This window comes from Phycicoccus sp. Root563 (assembly GCF_001427915.1).
In the GTDB taxonomy this organism is placed as follows: domain Bacteria; phylum Actinomycetota; class Actinomycetes; order Actinomycetales; family Dermatophilaceae; genus Pedococcus.
Genome location: NZ_LMGM01000001.1, coordinates 16616 through 34505, shown reverse-complemented (window position 1 = coordinate 34505; position 17890 = coordinate 16616). Strand labels below are relative to the sequence as shown.

General features: G+C 72.2%; 16 protein-coding genes. 4 read left to right on the top strand and 12 right to left on the bottom strand.

Features of this window, described 5'->3' with window-relative positions; genetic code table 11:
* Position 1: 1 nt before the first annotated feature.
* From aroB to ASD62_RS00110, 11 genes are all read right to left on the bottom strand, one after another.
* Positions 2-1105, bottom strand: coding sequence for a 3-dehydroquinate synthase (gene aroB / locus ASD62_RS00160; protein ID WP_056914232.1), 1104 nt, complete (start codon positions 1103-1105; stop codon positions 2-4).
* Complete coding sequence (locus ASD62_RS00155) at positions 1102-1695, bottom strand: shikimate kinase (protein WP_235530588.1); 594 nt, start codon at positions 1693-1695, stop codon at positions 1102-1104. The genes aroB and ASD62_RS00155 overlap by 4 nt, the downstream gene beginning before the upstream one ends.
* Positions 1692-2915, bottom strand: coding sequence for a chorismate synthase (gene aroC / locus ASD62_RS00150; RefSeq protein ID WP_056914231.1), 1224 nt, complete (start codon positions 2913-2915; stop codon positions 1692-1694). Before aroC ends, ASD62_RS00155 begins: the two co-directional genes overlap by 4 nt.
* Before the next feature lie 37 nt (positions 2916-2952).
* Entirely contained in the window at positions 2953-3648 is a 696-nt protein-coding gene (locus ASD62_RS00145; protein ID WP_056914230.1) for a prepilin peptidase, read from the bottom strand.
* Complete coding sequence (locus tag ASD62_RS00140; RefSeq protein WP_235529139.1) at positions 3645-4484, bottom strand: shikimate dehydrogenase; 840 nt, start codon at positions 4482-4484, stop codon at positions 3645-3647. Before ASD62_RS00140 ends, ASD62_RS00145 begins: the two co-directional genes overlap by 4 nt.
* On the bottom strand, positions 4454-5644 hold the full coding sequence (gene mltG / locus ASD62_RS00135; protein ID WP_056914229.1) for an endolytic transglycosylase MltG: 1191 nt from the start codon (positions 5642-5644) through the stop codon (positions 4454-4456). Before mltG ends, ASD62_RS00140 begins: the two co-directional genes overlap by 31 nt.
* Positions 5641-6168, bottom strand: coding sequence for a Holliday junction resolvase RuvX (ruvX, locus tag ASD62_RS00130; protein ID WP_082580480.1), 528 nt, complete (start codon positions 6166-6168; stop codon positions 5641-5643). The genes mltG and ruvX overlap by 4 nt, the downstream gene beginning before the upstream one ends.
* Positions 6169-6182: 14 nt before the next feature.
* Complete coding sequence (gene alaS, locus ASD62_RS00125) at positions 6183-8885, bottom strand: alanine--tRNA ligase (protein ID WP_056914228.1); 2703 nt, start codon at positions 8883-8885, stop codon at positions 6183-6185.
* Positions 8886-8996: 111 nt separating this feature from the next.
* Entirely contained in the window at positions 8997-9320 is a 324-nt protein-coding gene (locus tag ASD62_RS00120; RefSeq protein ID WP_056914227.1) for a DUF6167 family protein, read from the bottom strand.
* Between the two features lie 5 nt (positions 9321-9325).
* Complete coding sequence (locus ASD62_RS00115; protein ID WP_056917035.1) at positions 9326-9709, bottom strand: DUF948 domain-containing protein; 384 nt, start codon at positions 9707-9709, stop codon at positions 9326-9328.
* Positions 9710-9769: 60 nt separating this feature from the next.
* Positions 9770-11065 (bottom strand): replication-associated recombination protein A, encoded by a 1296-nt coding sequence (locus ASD62_RS00110; protein ID WP_082580916.1) that lies wholly within the window; start codon positions 11063-11065, stop codon positions 9770-9772.
* Between the two features lie 142 nt (positions 11066-11207).
* Between ASD62_RS00110 and ASD62_RS00105 the strand changes: the two genes are divergently transcribed.
* The 4 genes from ASD62_RS00105 to ASD62_RS00090 all read left to right on the top strand — a co-directional run bounded on the left by ASD62_RS00105 (position 11208) and on the right by ASD62_RS00090 (position 16026).
* Positions 11208-13412 carry an MMPL family transporter gene (locus ASD62_RS00105; RefSeq protein ID WP_056914226.1) on the top strand — a complete coding sequence of 735 codons (2205 nt, stop codon included), beginning with the start codon at positions 11208-11210 and terminating at the stop codon, positions 13410-13412.
* A complete protein-coding gene (locus ASD62_RS00100; RefSeq protein WP_056914225.1) occupies positions 13409-14194 on the top strand; it encodes a GNAT family N-acetyltransferase in 786 nt (261 codons plus the stop codon). Before ASD62_RS00105 ends, ASD62_RS00100 begins: the two co-directional genes overlap by 4 nt.
* 55 nt (positions 14195-14249) lie before the next feature.
* Complete coding sequence (locus ASD62_RS00095) at positions 14250-15092, top strand: DUF427 domain-containing protein (protein WP_056914224.1); 843 nt, start codon at positions 14250-14252, stop codon at positions 15090-15092.
* A gap of 97 nt (positions 15093-15189) precedes the next feature.
* Positions 15190-16026, top strand: coding sequence for an alpha/beta fold hydrolase (locus tag ASD62_RS00090; protein ID WP_056914223.1), 837 nt, complete (start codon positions 15190-15192; stop codon positions 16024-16026).
* A 19-nt stretch (positions 16027-16045) separates the two neighbouring features.
* Here ASD62_RS00090 and aspS read toward each other — a convergent pair whose 3' ends face one another.
* Positions 16046-17869 (bottom strand): aspartate--tRNA ligase, encoded by a 1824-nt coding sequence (gene aspS / locus ASD62_RS00085; protein ID WP_056914222.1) that lies wholly within the window; start codon positions 17867-17869, stop codon positions 16046-16048.
* Between the last annotated feature and the right edge of the window lie 21 nt (positions 17870-17890).

Here is a 17890-nt window from a genome sequence, read left to right as displayed (position 1 = left end):
GTCAGAGCGAGATCGCCCCGCCACGGGCGACCTCGGAGCTGACCTCGGCGTAGGCGGCCTGCAGGATCGCGGGGTCCGGACCCTCGAGGCGGGCCGGCTTCGCGAGCCCGGTGAGCACGACGAACCGCAGCAGCGAGCCCCGGGACTTCTTGTCGCGCTTCATCGCGTCGAGCAGCTGCGGCCAGCGGTCACCGCGGTAGGTGACGGGGAGGCCGAGCGAGGTCAGGACGGCCCGGTGCCGGTCGACGAGGTCGTCGTCCAGCTTCCCGGCGAGCCGGGCCAGCTCGGCGACGTAGACCATGCCGATCGAGACCGCGGCGCCGTGCCGGAACGCGTAGCGCTCGACCTGCTCGACGGCGTGGCCGAACGTGTGGCCGTAGTTGAGGACCTCGCGCAGCGACGACTCCTTCAGGTCCTGCGCGACGATGTCGGCCTTAACACGGACGGCTCGCTCGATCAGCTCGCGGACGTGCTCGCCTGACGGTGAACGCACCCCCACCGGGTCGGCCTCCACGAGGTCGAGGATCACGGGATCGGCGACGAAACCGCACTTGACCACCTCGGCCAGTCCGGCCGTGAAGTCGTGCTGCGGCAGGGTCTCGAGCGTCGCGAGGTCGCAGAGCACCCCGGCTGGTTCGTGGAACGCGCCGACGAGGTTCTTGCCCTCGCTGGTGTTGATGCCGGTCTTGCCACCCACCGCGGCGTCGACCATGCCGAGCAGCGTCGTCGGCACGTGCACGACGCGGATGCCCCGCAGCCACGTCGCTGCGACGAACCCGGCGAGGTCGGTCGTCGCCCCCCCGCCCACGCTGACGACGGCGTCGGAGCGGGTGAAACCCGCCTGCCCGAGGACACCCCACAGGAACGCGGCGACCTGCGCGGTCTTGGCCTCCTCCGCATCGGGAACCTCCGCGGCATACGCCTCGAAACCCTTGGCGGCCAGGTCTTCCCGCACTGCCTCGCCCGTGGTCGCCAGGGCACGGGGGTGGATGACGAGGACGCGCTGGACGCCCTCCCCCACCAGGCCCGGCAGCTCGTCGAGGAGACCGGTGCCGATGACGACGTCGTACTGCCCGCCGACGCTGATCCGCGTGGCGTCACTCATGACTGCTCCTCCGGGTCGGTGGGGGGCGTGACGCGGGCGGGCGCGGCGTCGGCAGGGGTGTGGCCCAGCGCGGCGACGACCTCCGCCACGATCTCGGCGGGCTTGCGGCCGGCGGTGTCGACGCGGACGGTCGACAGTCGCTCGTAGGTGGCGCGGCGCTCGTTCATCATCTTGGTCCAGGTGGCCCGCGGGTTGACCATCAACAACGGACGGTTCCCCTCGAACCCGATCCGGCGTGACGCGTCGGCGATGCCCACGTCGAGGAACACCACGGTGTGCCCCGCGAGCAGCTCCTGCGTCTGCGCGTCCATGGGCGCGCCGCCGCCGAGGGAGACGACCACGTCACCCTCACGCAGGGCGCGTGCGACCTCGGCGCGTTCGAGGGCGCGGAAGTGGTCCTCGCCGTGGTCGACGAACAGGTCGGAGATGGAAGCGCCCTGGGCCTCCTCGATCGCCGAATCCGTGTCGTGCCAACGCACTCCGAGCGCCGCAGCGAGGCGACGACCGATCGTGCTCTTGCCCGCGCCGGGCGGACCGATGACGACGGCGACGGGGCGCACCGTGGCGCCCTCGTCGTGGGAGGAGGTCACCACGTCCGCATCGCCTCAGGGATCGCCGCGAGGTATGCCGCGTGGTTGCGGGCCGTCTCGGTCACCGAGTCGCCGCCGAACTTCTCGACACAGGCCTGCGCGAGGACGAGCGCGACCATCGCCTCGGCCACGACGCCCGCAGCGGGCACGGCGCACACGTCGGAGCGCTGGTGGATCGCCTTGGCCGCCTCGGCGCCGGTGGTGTCGATCGTGTCGAGCGCGCGCGGGACCGTGGAGATGGGCTTCATCGCGGCCCGGACGCGGAGCACCTGCCCGGTGGACATGCCGCCCTCGGTGCCGCCGGCGCGCCCCGTCCTGCGGCGGATCGTTCCGCCCGCGTCGCGCTCCATTTCGTCGTGGGCGGCCGAGCCGCGGCGGGCGGCGGTGCGGAAGCCGTCGCCGACCTCGACCCCCTTGATGGCCTGGATCCCCATGAGGGCGCCTGCCAGCTGGGAGTCCAGCCGGCGGTCCCAGTGCACGTGCGAGCCCAGGCCCGGGGGCAGCCCGTAGGCCAGCACCTCGACCACGCCGCCGAGGGTGTCGCCGTCCTTCTTCGCCGCCTCGACCTCGGCCACCATCGCCGCGGAGCCGTCGGCGTCGAGCGTCCGCACGGGGTCTGCGTCGATCTGCTCGACCTGGTCCGGGGTGGGCAGCTCGGCGTCGTCGGAGACACCGGCCGTGCCGATCGCCACCGTGTGGGAGACCAGCCGGATCCCGTACGCCTGCTCGAGGAACCGGGCCGCGACCTCGCCCAGGGCGACGCGGGCGGCGGTCTCGCGGGCCGAGGCCCGCTCGAGCACCGGGCGGGCGTCGTCGAAGCCGTACTTCTGCATCCCCACGAGGTCGGCGTGCCCCGGACGCGGCCGGGTCAGGGGCCGGTTGCGGGCGACCTCCTTCTCCGCGTTCACGTCGTCGGACGCGGCATACGCCTCGTCGGAAACGGGATCGGGGGACATGACGGTCTCCCACTTGGGCCACTCGGTGTTGCCGATGCGGATCGCCAGGGGCGAGCCCATCGTCACGCCGTGGCGCAACCCACCGAGGAACTCGACCTCGTCCTGCTCGAACTTCATCCGGGCCCCACGACCGAAGCCGAGGCGACGACGGGCGAGGGCGGCGGCGACGTCCTTGGAGGTCACCTCCACACCAGCGGGCAGGCCCTCGATCGTCGCGAGGAGGGCCGGGCCGTGGGACTCACCTGCGGTCAACCAGCGAAGCATGGCTCGATCCTCCCACGCAGCCCGTGGGCCCCTTCCGCTAGGCCACCAGCTGGTACTCGAACGCCAGCGCGAGGAACGTGCCGACGAGCAGCGAGGGGCCGTACGCGATGTGCGAGCGCAGCCCGACCCGCTGCCCGACGAGCATGAGCAGGGCCACGACACCACCCACGACGAACCCGGCCACGATGCCGCTCACGGCCTCCTGGACCCCGAGCCAGCCGAGCAGCAGCCCGATCAACCCGGACAGCTTGACGTCCCCGAAGCCGAGCGAGGCCGGCGAGACCAGGTTCATGAGGAAGAACAGCGTGAAGACCGCGGCGAGGCACAGCAACGCCCGCACGGCGGCGTGCCAGTCCCCCAGGCCCAGCGTGGCCACCAGCAGCAGGATCCCGAGTGCGGGGTAGGCCGGGAGCACGAGCCCGTCGGGCAGGCGGTGCACGTCGGCGTCGATCCACACCAGGGCGACGGTGAGCCAGGCGAACAGCAGGAAGGCCGGCAGCGCCGCCCACCCCGCGTAGTCACCGATCCGCCACGCGAGGAAGCCCCAGAGCAGGGCGAGCACGGGTGCTGGCCACCACCAGACCCGCGGCAGCGCACCCGCCTTGTCGTACTCGGTGCGGTACCCACCCTCGGACAGCCTGCGTCCGGTGAGCCCGCCGAGGAGGAGACCGGCCAGGGCGAGGACGGCGACGACCCAGACGGGGGCGCCCACACCGGCGGAACGGGCGATCACCGGCCCAACGCCTCTCGGCCGGCAGCGAGCATGACCTCGACGGGGGCGGCCTGCCCGGTGAACAGCTCGAACTGGCGAGCCGCCTGGTGCACGAGCATCTCCAGGCCGCTGACGACGTCGGCGCCGGCCGCTTCCGCTGCGCGGGCCAACGGGGTGGGCCAGTCGGCGTAGACGACGTCGAGGAGGGTGGTGCCCGCCAGGTCACCGTCCGGCGGGAGGTGCACGGCAGCGGCCTCGGCCGCGGGCGGGGGCAGGGTGGACACGACCACTCCGCCCGGGCCGGCGGCCCACTCCCCGAGTGGCACCGGCACGGCGTGGACGTCGAGCGAGTCCAGCAGCGCGACCACCTCGGTCGCCGTCACGACGTTGCGTGCCGCGACCCGGACGCGCGAGACCCCCAGCTCCGACAGGGCGACGGCGGCCGACCTTGCCGTCGCGCCGGACCCGAGCAGGGTCGCCGCCCCGCCGTGGTCGACGTGCGCCAGCGCGGCCACCAGCCCGTGGACATCGGTGTTGTGGGCGTCCCACCCGAGGTCCTCGCGCCGGACGAGCGTGTTGACGGCCCCCGTGAGCCGCGCGGTCTCCGACACCGTGGCGGCCACCGCGAGGGCAGCCTCCTTGAGCGGCATCGTGAGGCTCAGGCCACGCCACCCCTCGTCACGGTCGGCCACCCAGGGAGCCAGCTCGTCGGCGCCGAGGTCGTGCGCGCCATACGTCCAGTCGCGCAGGCCCAGCGCACGGTAGCCGGCGGTGTGCAGCAGGGGTGACAGGGAGTGGGCGACGGGTCGCCCGAGGACGGCGGCGTTCAGCACCGGTCCGAGTGGTCCCTGCACCACGCCTGGAACTCCTTGACGTTCTGGTCGTGCTCGGCCTGCGTCGTCGCGAACTTGGTCTCACCGGTGTCGGGGTCGACCGTGACGAAGAAGAGCCACGAGCCTGCCGTGGGTGAGGCGGCTGCCTCGATCGACGCGGCGCCGGGGCTGTTGATCGGCGCCGGCGGGAGGCCCTGCTTCTTGTACGTGTTGAAGGGGCTCGGGCTCTGCCGGTCGGTGTTGCTCGTGCCGGCGCGGCCGCGCTTCTGCACCGCGTAGTGGACCGTCGAGTCCATCTGGAGCAGGCCGTAGTTGGGCGCGCCCTTGGTGCGCAGGCGGTTCTCGATGACGCGGGCGACCTTGCCGCGGTCGGCGTCGCCGCTCACCTCGCCCTCGACGATGGACGCGACGATGAGGGTTCGTTCCCGGTCCGCCTCGGCGACACCGGCCTGGTCGAGCTCGCTCAGGGTCTTGGCCACCATGGTCTTGAGCTGCGTGGTCGCGGTCGCCTTCGCGGGGAACTCGTACGTCGACGGGAAGAGGTACCCCTCGACGTTCCCCTTCGCCACGGCCGGGAGGCCGATCGCCTGCGGGTCCTTGATCGCGGCGGTGTACTCCGCCACGGGAACCCCGGTGCCCTTGGACAGCGCGGCGAAGATCTCGTTCTTCCAGAGCCCCTCGCGGATCGTCACGCGGGGGACGCTGCGGTTGGCCGAGTCGACGAGCAGCGCGAGGGCGCCCTTGGCCGACATCTGCTTCTTTAACGTGTAGGTGCCGGGCTGGATCCCGGCCGACCGGCTGTCCGCGGACGCCGCGTCGAGGAAGGCCTTCGCCGACTTCACGACGTCGGCCTTCTCCAGGGTGGTCCCGATGGCGCGGCCGGTGTCGCCGTCGTTGACGACGACCTTCACCTCGCCCGCGCCGGGGCCGGCGTAGTCGTTGCTCTCCAGGAAGCCGTCGACCACCGGACGCAGCACGGTGTATGCCGCGAAGCCGGCCAGGGCCACGATCACCAGGGCGACGACGAGGATGCCCCGGCGACGTCCGCGCCTGCGGCGACGCGGGCGGGCCTGCTGACGCGTCTGGGCGCGGCTGACCGGTCGTCCGGCCGCGTCCCCGTGCGGGTCGTGGCCCTCGTCCGGCTGTCCCCCGAAGATCGAGTGCTCCAGATGGGGCTCGGTCATCGGTGCCTGTCCTTCGTCCGGGGCTTGCGCCCGCCAGTCCTGACCAGCTCACCGGGCGGTCGCCCGGAGGCTCGCTCCGCGTCGAGGGCGGCCTGCAGGATCAGGACCGCCGCCGCCTGGTCGATGACCGCGCGCTGCTTGCGGCCGTCGACCCCGCTGTCACGGAGGGAACGGTGCGCATCGACCGTGGTCAGTCGCTCGTCGATCAGGCGCACCGGCACGGGGGCGATACGGACCGCCAGCCGCCCAGCATACGTGCGGGCGGTCTCGGCGGCGGCACCTTCGGCCCCCGCGAGTGTCCGCGGCAGGCCGACCACGACCTCGATCGCTGAGGTCTCGTCGACGATGCCGGCGATCTCCTCGAGGTCCGTCGGCTCGGCGGCCGGGGGTTCCTGCTGGTCACGGCCCACGGTGCGGACCGGGGTCGCCAGCAACCCCGACGGGTCGCTGGCGGCCACCCCGACCCGGACGCTGCCGACGTCGACGCCGACCCGCACCCCGGTCCTGGTGACCGCCTGCGTCACGATGTCGTCCGCGGTCAGCCGGTGATGCCGGCGGCTTCGCGCACCGCGGCGTCGATGCGGCCGAGCGCGTCACCGGTCCTGGTGGGGTCGGTGCCACCACCCTGGGCGAGGTCGTCCTTGCCACCTCCGCCGCCGCCGAGCGTCTGGGCCGCGACGCGCACGAGCGCACCCGCCTTGACGCCGCGCGCACGCGCTCCGGCGTTGGTCGCCACGACGACACCGGGCCGGCCCTTGGCCACGCCGGTGAGCGCGACGACCACGGGGGTCGCCTCGCCAAGGCGGCCACGCAGGTCCAGGGCCATGGTGCGCAGGTCGTCGGCGCTGGCGCCGTCACCCGCGTCGTGGGTGAGGACCCGGATGCCACCGAGGTCACGGGCGTACTCGACGAGCTTGCCGGTCTGGGCCTGCACCTGCTCGCGACGGACCTTCTCGAGCTCGCGCTCGGCGTCGCGCACCCGCGCCACGAGGGCCGCGACGCGCTCCTTGAGCTCGCCCGGCTGGACCTTGACGATCTCCGTGAGCTCCGCGACGAGGGCGCGTTCCTTGGCGAGGTAGCGCAGGGCGTCCATGCCGACGAACGCCTCGAGGCGACGGACACCCGAGCCCACGGACGACTCGCCGGTCACTGAGAGGGCACCGATCTGCGAGGAGTGGCCGACGTGCGTGCCACCGCAGAGCTCACGCGACCACGGGCCACCGATCTCGATGACTCGGACCTGCTCGTCGTAGGTCTCGCCGAACAGCGCCAGCGCCCCGAACTCGCGCGCCTGCGGCAGGGTCATGAACTGCGCCGACACGGGGAGGTCCTGGCGGACCGCGAGGTTCGCCACCTCCTCGATCTCGCTGCGCGTCTCGCTCGACAGGGACTGGCCCCAGGCGAAGTCGAGGCGCAGGTAGCCGGGCTTGTTGTAGGAGCCGGACTGCAGGGCCGTCGGGCCGAGCACCTGGCGCAGGGCGGCGTGGACGACGTGCGTGCCCGAGTGCGCCTGGCACGCCGAGATGCGCCACTCCGGGTCGACCTCGGCCGACACCTCCTGGCCGGTGCGGACCGGCCCGGTGAGCACCTCGACGGTGTGCGCGACCAGGCCCTTGACGGGCCGCTGGACGTCGACGACCCGCAGGTGCGCGCCGTCGGCGGTGATGATGCCCTCGTCACCGACCTGGCCACCGGACTCGGCGTAGAAGGGGGTGCGGTCGAGCACGACCTGGCCACGCTGGCCGGGCTCGAGCTCCTCGACGCGCACGCCGTCGACGACGAGGCCGACGACCTTCGCCTCGCTGGTCAGCTGCGAGTAGGCCCGCCAGTCGGTCGCGCCGAGCGCGCGCAGGTCCCGCCACACCTCGGTGTTGGCGTGCCCGCCCTTCTTGGACTTCGCGTCCGCCTTGGCGCGCTCGCGCTGCTCCTGCATGAGCCGCGTGAAGCCCGCCCGGTCGACCTCGAGGCCCTGCTCCTGCGCCATCTCCAGGGTCAGGTCGATCGGGAAGCCGTACGTGTCGTGCAGCTGGAACGCCTGGTCGCCCGGCAGCGTCGTGCCGCCGGAGTCCTTGGTGCGGGACACGGCCGTGTCGAGGATCGTCGTGCCCGAGGCCAGCGTGCGGCGGAACGCCTCCTCTTCGGCGTACGCGATCTGCGAGATCCGGTCGAACCCGGCCTCGAGCTCGGGGTAGGAGTTCTTCATCCGCTCGACGGAGACGGGGAGCAGCAGCGGGAGGCTGGGCTCGTCATACCCGAGCAGGCGCATGGAACGCACCGCGCGACGCAACATGCGGCGCAGCACGTAACCACGACCCTCGTTGCCGGGGGTGACGCCGTCGCCGATGAGCATGAGGCTCGAGCGGACGTGGTCGGCGACGACGCGCAGGCGCACGTCGTCGGGGTGGGACTCGCTGGCGGCGTGACCGGAGTGCGCGCCGTACTTCTTGCCCGTCAGCTCAGCCGCGCGGTCGAGGACCGGGTAGACCTCGTCGATCTCGTAGAGGTTGTCGACGCCCTGGAGCAGGGTGGCCATGCGCTCGAGGCCCATGCCGGTGTCGATGTTCTTCTTCGGCAGCTCCGAGGCGATGTCGAAGTCGTCCTTGGCGCGCACGGCCGACAGCTCGTACTGCATGAAGACGAGGTTCCAGAACTCGAGGTAGCGGTCCTCGTCGACGGCGGGCCCACCCTCGCGGCCGTAGTCCGGGCCACGGTCGAGGTAGAGCTCGCTGCACGGGCCACCGGGACCGGGAACACCCATGTGCCAGTAGTTGTCGAGCTTGCCGCGGCGGGTGATCCGCTCCTTGGGCACCCCGATGGTGCGGTGCCACAGGTCGTAGGCCTCGTCGTCGTCCTCGTAGACGGTGGGCCAGATCTTGTCGGCGTCGAGGCCGTAGCCACCCTGGTCCTGGGAGGTGGTGATGAGCTCCCAGGCGAACCGGATGGCGCCTTCCTTGAAGTAGTCCCCGAAGGAGAAGTTGCCGCTCATCTGGAAGAACGTGCCGTGGCGGGAGGTCTTGCCGACCTCCTCGATGTCACCGGTGCGGACGCACTTCTGCACCGACGTGGCACGGTCCCACTGCGGGGTCTGCTGCCCGAGGAAATAGGGCTTGAACGGCACCATGCCTGCGTTGACGAACAGCAGGTTGGGGTCGTCGTAGACCAGCGGGGACGACGGGACGACCGTGTGGCCCTTGCTCTCGTAGAACGAGAGGAAGCGGCGCCTGATCTCGGCGGTTTCCATGGATGTACTCAGTCCTTTGCGCATGCCCTGGAGGGGTGGGCGGGCATGACGAATCGTACGGGTAGGGGTGAGCGGTGTGCGGGGACGGGACGCGCGGGTGCGCGAACGCCCCTACCGAGCTCGGAAGTCCCGGTCGGCGCGGCGGCCCATGGGGTCGTCCAGGAGCGCCCGTGCAGAGGCGGCGTCGAGGCGTGCGGCGCTGGCCTCGGGGTCGTCGGCGGTCCCGGCGTCGATGCCGAGGGCCAGCCGCAGCTCGCCTTCGCGCTCGGCCATGCCCTCGCGGACGGCGGCGGCGAGCTCGCGCAGGCCGTCACCGAAGTCGGACAGGCCGTCGGCCACGCCGGCGGGCGTGTACGCCTGGGCGGCCTTGCCGACCTTGCGCACCGCGTAGACACCGGCGGCCGCGCCCAGCCCGAGCCAGAAGAGTCGTGCCACGGCGATCAGCCCCTGCGGCGGCGGCGGCCACCGGTCGACTTGGTGCCGGCCCCGCTCAGGGCCGACCGGACGCCGTACGTGAAGGCCGCGACCTTGACCACCGGGCTGCCGAGCGTCGCCGCGAAGAGGGCGGTGAGGGCGCTGGCGTTCGTGGTGATGGCCGAGACGTTGGTCGTGATGCCGTCGACCCGGGCCAGCTGCTCGTTGGTGAGGCTGACCGTGTCGGTGAGCTTGATCAGCGTCGGCTGGACGTTCTCGGTGGTCGTCCGCAGACCGATCCGCGTCTCGTCGAGGATCTTGCCGGCCTTGCCGATCACGCTGCCCAGTCTGAAGACCAGGAACGCGAACGCCAGGGCCGCGATCATTCCGGCGATGTCGCCCAGACTCACATCCATGTCGGCAACCCTACCCGGTTGTGGGTGACGCCATCCGACACCGCGAGCCCCGGCTCAGGTGCCGCGGATCCTGGACTTCAACCAGGCCCACCGCGGACCGAGGCGCTCCTCGAACCCACGGTCGGTCGGCCGGTAGTAGTCGGTCTTGCCCTGGAGGTCGTCGGGCAGGTACGCCTGCTGGGCGACGCCGTCCGGCTCGGAGTGGGCGTAGACGTAGCCGTCGCCGTGCCCGAGGCGGGCCGCGCCGGCATACCCGCTGCCACGCAGGTGCGGGGGCACCGCCCCGCCGCGTCCCGCGCGCACGTCCGCGATGGCTTCGTTGATGCCGGTGTATGCCGCGTTGCTCTTGGGTGCGAGGGCGTTGTGGACGACCGCCTGGGCCAGGATGATGCGCGCCTCGGGCATGCCGATCTGGGCGACGGCGTGCATCGCGGCGACGGCGGTCTGCAGGGCCGTGGGGTCGCCCATGCCGACGTCCTCGCTGGCGGAGATGACGATGCGCCGGGCGATGAAGCGCGGGTCCTCCCCCGCCTCCAGCATCCGCGCGAGGTAGTGCAGGGCGGCATCGACGTCGGAGCCGCGCATCGACTTGATCAGCGCCGAGGCGACGTCGTAGTGCTGGTCGCCGGTCTTGTCGTAGCGCACACTGGCGAAGGCGACCGCCTGCTCGGTGTGCGCCAGGGTGATCTCGACCGGGCCGTCCACCTCGGCACCCGGGGCGATCTCGTCCAGGGCGACGCCGGCCGCGGCCTCCAGGGACGTGAGGGCTCGCCGCGCGTCTCCGCCGGCGATCCGCACCAGGTGGACGCTGGCGTCGTCGGCCAGGCTGAACTCCCCCGCCAGCCCACGCTCGTCCGCGACGGCCGAGACGAGCACCTCGGCGACCTCCGAGTCCGAGAGGGAGCCCAGGGTGATGAGCATCGAGCGGGACAGCAGGGGCGCGATGACGGAGAAGGACGGGTTCTCCGTCGTCGCCGCCACGAGGATGATCTGCCGGGTCTCGACGCCCGGCAGCAGCGCGTCCTGCTGGGCCTTGGTGAACCGGTGGATCTCGTCGAGGAAGAGCACGGTCTGCCGGTCGTACATGTCGCGGTCGCGGGCAGCCTGGTCCATGACCTGGCGCACGTCCTTGACGCCTGCCGTCACCGCCGACAGCTCGACGAACCGGCGACCGGCCGCCGTCGCCACGAGGTGCGCCAGCGTGGTCTTGCCCGTGCCCGGCGGGCCCCAGATGATCGCCGACAGCGGCCCGGCAGCTCCGGCCGAGCCCTCGATCAGGCGGCGCAGCGGGCTCCCCGGGCGCAGCACCGAGGACTGGCCCCGCACCTCGTCGAGGTTTGCCGGCCGCATCCGGACGGCGAGCGGGGGCAGCGCCGCACCCGACGGCAGGCGGGCCCCGTCGACGGCCGCACCGGGACCACCTGCGGTCCCGCTGGCCGCCGCGAAGAGGTCGTCGCCATCGCCTGTCACCACGGATGGCAGGCTATCCCGCGTGACCGACGCGCCCGACCACCCCGACCGGTCGACCTCAGCCCTGTCCCACCTCGGCGGCCTCGTCGGGCGCCACCCGCGCACCGTGGTCCTCATCTGGCTCCTGGCCGTGGTCGCGTCGTTCGCCGGGGCCACCGGGGCGTTCGGCAACCAGTCGCTGTTCGAGCGCCTCCAGTCCGGCGACCCGTCCGTCGCCGGGGAGAACCTCCAGGGCCGTGACCAGCTCGTCGCGGCGGGTCGCTCCGCGACGAGCACCCACCTGCTCCAGGTCACGGACGCCGACGCCGCCGCCCCGGCGACCGTCGCCGCGGTGAAGGCTGCTGCGAGCGCGATCAGCGGCATCGACGGTGTCGCCTCGGTCGCCGCACCCCAGCTGGGGCCGGCAGGGCTCGACAGCCCCCAGGCGAAGACCTTGCTGCCGACGTCGGGTGACGGGTTCGCGGCCGTGGTGACGTTCGACCCCGGGCTCGAGGGCGATGCGCGGGACCGCGCCCAGGCGCAGGTCGACCAGCAGCTCGACGCCCTCGTGGCAGCCATCCCCGGCGCGCACGGCACGACCGGCGGCCTGGCCGACCTCATCCACGCCATCACCTCGCAGGTCGAGAAGGACCTGCGAGCCGGTGAGGGCATCGCCCTGCCGATCAGCTTCCTCGTCATGGTCCTGGTGTTCGGCGGGTTCGTCGCGGCAGGCATGCCGATCATCGGCGCCATCGCCTCGATCGCCGGCGCGCTCGCCTCCCTCCTCGGCTTCTCGCACGTGATCGACCTCGACGCGACGGTGGTCAACGTCGTCACCGTCCTCGGCCTGGGCCTGTGCATCGACTACGGACTGCTCACGGTGAGCCGGTTCCGTGAGGAGCTGCGCAGCCGGGTGCAGGGCCGCCCGGCGTCGGAGATCACCCAGGAGGAGGTGCTCGCCGCCATCGTCCGGACCGTCGACTCGGCCGGCCGCACCGTGGTCTTCTCCGGGCTCACGGTCGCCATCTCGCTCGGGGGCCTGCTCGTCTTCGAGGCGTCGATCCTCAAGGCGATCGGCTCGGCCGGGTTGTCGGTGGTCCTCGTCGCGATGCTCGTCGCCCTCACCCTGGTCCCGGCGTTGTGCGTCCTGGGCGCCAGGCGGCTGCTCAAGCGCGGCACCGAGCAGGCGCCGGAGGAGGGCGTGTTCTCGCGGCTCGCGACCCGCGTCTTCCGGCACCCCCTCCTGGTGATCGTCGCCGTCCTCGCCGTCCTCGGCACCCTCGCGGCGCCGGCCTTCGACCTGCGGCTCACCTCGTCGGGCAAGGAGCTCCTGCCCGTGAGCGCCCCCCAGCGCGAGTTCTTCACGACCCTCGAGGCCCGCTACCCGGGCCTGGCCGGCCCCGACGTCCAGGTCGTGGCCACCGCGACCCCCGAGCAGGCGCAGGCGTATGCCGCGGCGCTGCCCGTCGTCGGCGGCACCCGCCTCACCGGCCGGGTCGAGGCGGTGTCAGACCGGCTCAGCGTCATCGCCATCGACACCCCCGGCGGCCCCCTGGACGACGGCGCCCGCGACGCCGTCACCGCCCTGCGCGCGGACCGACCGGACTTCCCCACCAAGGTGATCGGGCAGGCGTCCGGCCTGCGCGACTTCACCGACTCCCTGCGCGAGCGCGCGCCATACGCCTTTGCGCTCGTGGCCCTCGCGACGCTCGTGCTGCTGTTCCTCATGACGGGCTCGGTGGTCATCCCCGTCAAGGCCCTGCTCATGAACGTCGTCTCGCTCGGCGCCAGCCTCGGGATCGTCGTCTGGGTCTTCCAGCAGGAGCACCTCCAGGGGTTGCTGGGGTTCGACTCGGTCGGGGGCATCGAGTCGACGATCCCGATGCTCGTGCTGGCCTTCGGGTTCGGGCTGTCGATGGACTACGAGGTGTTCCTGCTGTCGCGCATCGTCGAGCTGCACGAGCGCGGCGCGGACAACGACCACGCCGTCATCGCCGGGCTGCAGCGGTCCGGGCGGATCATCACGTCGGCGGCGATCCTCGTCGTCATCGTGTTCTCGGGGTTCGTGGCGGGGCAGCTGCTCATCATCAAGGAGACGGGTGTCGGCCTGGCCGTGGCCGTGCTGCTCGACGCCACCCTCGTCCGCATGCTGCTCGTGCCGGCGACGATGGCCCTGCTCGGCGACTGGAACTGGTGGGCGCCGGCGCGGCTGAAGAGGTGGCACGCGCGGTTCGGGATCACGGAGTGACGCACGCGTCCGGCTCCTGCGCGAACAACGCTGTGCTGCAGGAGATCTCGAGCCACGAGGAGCTGTTGGCGTTCAGCGGTGGGAGCGCGTTCCTGCGGTGGGACATCCCCTCGCCCCTCGTGGGCGCCGCTCACTGCCTCGGTGCCGCGATGGCCCTCCCCCGCCAGACCCACACCCGCCGCCACGGGCTCCTCGTCATGGGTCCGCCCACGGACGTGGACGCGCTCGTGGGCGAGCTGGTGGCGGCCCGGCTGCTGCCTGATCCGCTGGGTTCGGTGACGGTCGAGCGCGGGTCGCTGACCTCGGTCGCCCGCCACCTCCCGGTCACCGAGGGCAACGAGTGGGAGTGGTTGTGCGCGACGCAGCCACCGTCGCAGGTCCCTGCCGAGGACCGGCTGGAGGTCCTCGGCGACGCCGACGAGGCCCCCATCCGTACCCTGCTGGCGCTGGCCAACCAGCGCACCGAAGCAAGGCCGTTCGAGCGGGCCGACCAGCACTGGGTCCGGGTCCGCGCCGACGACGGCAGCCTGCTGGCCTGCGGCGTCCGCGAACCCAACGTGGCCGGCTACCCGCACCTGTCCGGCATCACGGTCCACCCGACGGCGCGTGGCACCGGTCTGGGCCTCGCCGTGACGGCCAAGCTCACCCGCGAGGCCGTCCGTGACGCCGGGGTCTGCACCCTCGGGATGTACTCCGACAACGAGGTGGCCCGCCGCCTCTACACGGGCCTCGGGTACGGCGAGGCACACCTCTGGTCGAGCCGACGGTTGGCGACCGCCTGAGCGGGCGGCTGCACGGACCGTTGCCCACCCGGTCCCGGGCGAGGATCGTGGACCCATGGCACTCGACCTGCACGACCAGTGGTTCCGCGGCCTGTCCGAGCTGCGCCTCACCCGCACCACGAAGCGGCTGCGCGCCACCCGGCACGGTCACCTCCTCGTCGACACGACCGATGCCCTGCTGGTGTGGGAGCCGCGCCGGGTGGTCCCGGAGTATGCCGTGCCGCCGGACGCCTTCGCAGCCAACGGGATCGAGCTGGTGGACCTCCCCCGTCGTGAGCTCCCCGACGGGCTGCCCCCGGTCCTCGGCCCGCTGCACTTCGAGCTGCACACGTGCCCGGGAACCCCGGTGGCCGTGCGGGAGGGAGCACCCGACGACGATGCCGGTGGGCTCGTCGAGGTGGGCTTCCGCCCCGACGACCCGGACCTGGGTGGTCGTGTCGTCCTCGACTTCGCCCTGTTCGACTGGGTGGAGGAGGACCAACCGGTCATGGGCCACGCGCACGACCCGTGGAAGCGGATCGACGTGCTGCGCAGCGACCGGCACGTCGTGGTCAGCTTGGCTGGGACGGTGCTCGCAGAGTCCCGCAGGGCCCTCGCCGTCTACGAGACCGCTCTGCCGACCCGCTGGTACCTGCCCGTCGACGACGTCCGGATGGACCTCCTCACGCCGTCGCAGACGCACACCGTCTGTGCCTACAAGGGGCGGGCGAGCTACCTCGGCACCGGGGACGACGTCGGCGCGGACATCGCGTGGTTCTACCCCGACCCGCTCGACGACGCCGTCCGACTGCAGGACCACGTCGCGTTCTGGTCCGAGCGCTGCGAGGTGCTCGTCGACGGCGAGCGCCTCACCGGTGGGATGCCGGACGCCGAGCGCCCGGCAGCCGGCAGCCTGTGACGGCAGCCCCACGGGTGCGGGAGGTCCGCAGATCTGCAGAGACCCCGGGATGTGCTTAGGGTCGAATGGTCCAGCATTCGATTGAAAGGTGAACCACATGCCCACCGTCAAGGGATCCTCCGGCCTGCTGTCCAAGGACGTCGAGCTGCACTACGAGGACACCGGCGGCACCGGCCGCCCCGTCGTGCTGATCCACGGCTGGCCGCTCAGCGGCAGGTCCTGGGCCGACCAGGTGCCCGCGCTCACCGAGGCCGGCTACCGCGTGGTGACGTACGACCGCCGCGGCTTCGGCGAGTCCGACAAGCCCGAGAAGGGCTACGACTACGACACCTTCGCGGACGACCTCAAGGCGGTCGTCGAGGAGCTGGACCTGCGTGATGCCTCGCTCGTGGGGTTCTCGATGGGTGGCGGCGAGGTCGCCCGCTACATCGGCAGGCACGGCACCGACCGGGTGCACAGCGCCGTCTTCGCCTCAGCCATCCCGCCGTTCCTGCTCAAGAGCGACGACCACCCCGACGGTGGCCTCGACAAGGACACCGTGGCCGGCATGCAGGACGACCTGCGCAAGGACCCGCCGGCGTTCTTCGACGGCTTCACCACCGGGTTCTTCAGCGCCGGTGACGAGCTCAAGGTGAGCGAGGCCCAGCGCCAGGAGGCACTGGGCCTGGCTGCCCAGGCCGACCCCGAGGCCGCCGCCCAGTGCATCGCCGCCTGGGTCGAGGACTTCCGCGACGACCTCGCCAAGGTGGACGTGCCGACGCTGGTCATCCATGGCGACAGCGACGGCACGGTGCCGTTCGAGGTCTCCGGGCAGCGGACCCACGACGCGGTCGCCGGCAGCGAGCTGCACGTCGTCAAGGACGGCCCGCACGGCATCAACGTCTCCCACAAGGACGAGTTCAACAGCGCACTGCTGACGTTCCTCGCGAAGTAGCCAGCACCTCGGGCACGGATCAGCTGGTGGCGGAGGTCGCCGCCTCGGCGCCCTGGGCAGCGGGGGCGGCCGGCTTGGCGTCCACGCCGGCCTCCTTGCGCTGCTCCGGGGTGATCGGCGCCGGCGCGGCGGTGAGCGGGTCGTAGCCGCCACCGGACTTCGGGAAGGCGATCACGTCGCGGATCGAGTCGGTTCCTGCGAGCAGGGTGACGACGCGGTCCCAACCGAAGGCGATGCCGCCGTGCGGCGGGGCGCCGAAGGCGAAGGCGTCGAGGAGGAAGCCGAACTTCTCCTGCGCCTCCTCCTCCGACAGGCCCATGACCTTGAAGACCCGCTCCTGCACGTCGCGGCGGTGGATACGGATCGACCCGCCACCGATCTCGTTGCCGTTGCAGACCATGTCGTAGGCGTACGCCAGGGCAGGGCCGGGGTCGGTGTCGAAGGTGTCGAGGAACTCGGCCTTGGGCGAGGTGAAGGCGTGGTGCACCGCGGTCCAGGCGCCCCCACCGACGGCGACGTCACCGGCGGCGACGGCCTCGGAGGTCGGCTCGAACAGCGGGGCGTCGAGCACCCACAGGAACGACCAGGCGTCCTCGTCGATGAGCTCGCAGCGCTTGCCGATCTCGAGGCGGGCCGCGCCGAGGAGCGCCCGGGACGCCTTGGTCGTGCCCGCGCCGAAGAAGACGCAGTCACCGGGCTTCGCGCCCACGTGGGCGGCCAGCCCGTCGCGCTCGGCGTCGGTGAGGTTCTTGGCCACCGGACCGCCGAGCGTGCCGTCCTCCTGGACGAGCACGTAGGCCAGGCCCTTGGCGCCGCGGCTCTTGGCCCAGTCCTGCCAGGCGTCGAGCTGCTTGCGCGGCTGCGAGGCGCCCCCGGGCATGACGACGGCCCCGACGTACTCCGCCTGGAAGACCCGGAAGGGGGTGTCCTTGAAGTACTCGGTGCACTCGACGAGCTCGTTGCCGAACCGCAGGTCGGGCTTGTCCGAGCCGAACCGGCGCATCGCGTCGGCATAGGTCATCTGCAGGAACGGCGTCTGCAGCTCCACGCCGATCAGCTTCCAGACCTCGCGCACGATCTCCTCACCGAGCTCGAGCACGTCGGACTGCTCGACGAACGACATCTCGATGTCGAGCTGGGTGAACTCCGGCTGGCGGTCGGCGCGGAAGTCCTCGTCGCGGTAGCAGCGGGCGATCTGGTAGTAGCGCTCCATACCGGCGACCATGAGCAGCTGCTTGAACAGCTGCGGGCTCTGCGGCAGGGCGTACCAGGAACCGGGCGCGAGTCGAGCGGGCACGAGGAAGTCGCGGGCACCCTCGGGCGTGGACCGGGTCAGGGTCGGGGTCTCGATCTCGACGAAGTCGCGGGCACCGAGCACCGAGCGGGCCGCGGCGTTGACCTTGGACCGGAGGCGGACCGCGGCCCCGGCCGACGAGGCACCCGGGCGACGCAGGTCGAGGTAGCGGTGCTTGAGGCGGGCCTCCTCGCCGACGGTGACGCGCTCGTCGATCTGGAACGGCAGCGGCGCGGAGGCGTTGAGCACCTCGATCTCGCCGGCGATGACCTCGATCTCGCCGGTGGGCAGGTCGGCGTTGGCGTTGCCCTCGGGACGGGTCCGCACCTCGCCGACGACACGCACGCAGTACTCGTTGCGCAGGTCGTGGGCGCCACCCTGCTCGAGCACCTCGTCACGGACGACCACCTGCGCGACGCCACTGGCGTCCCTCAGATCGAGGAACGCGACTCCGCCGTGATCGCGCCGACGGGCGACCCAGCCCGTGAGCGTGACGGTCTGGCCGGAGTGGTCGGCACGCAACGTGCCGGCCTCGTGGGTGCGAAGCACAGGAGATCCTTCGAGGTCGGG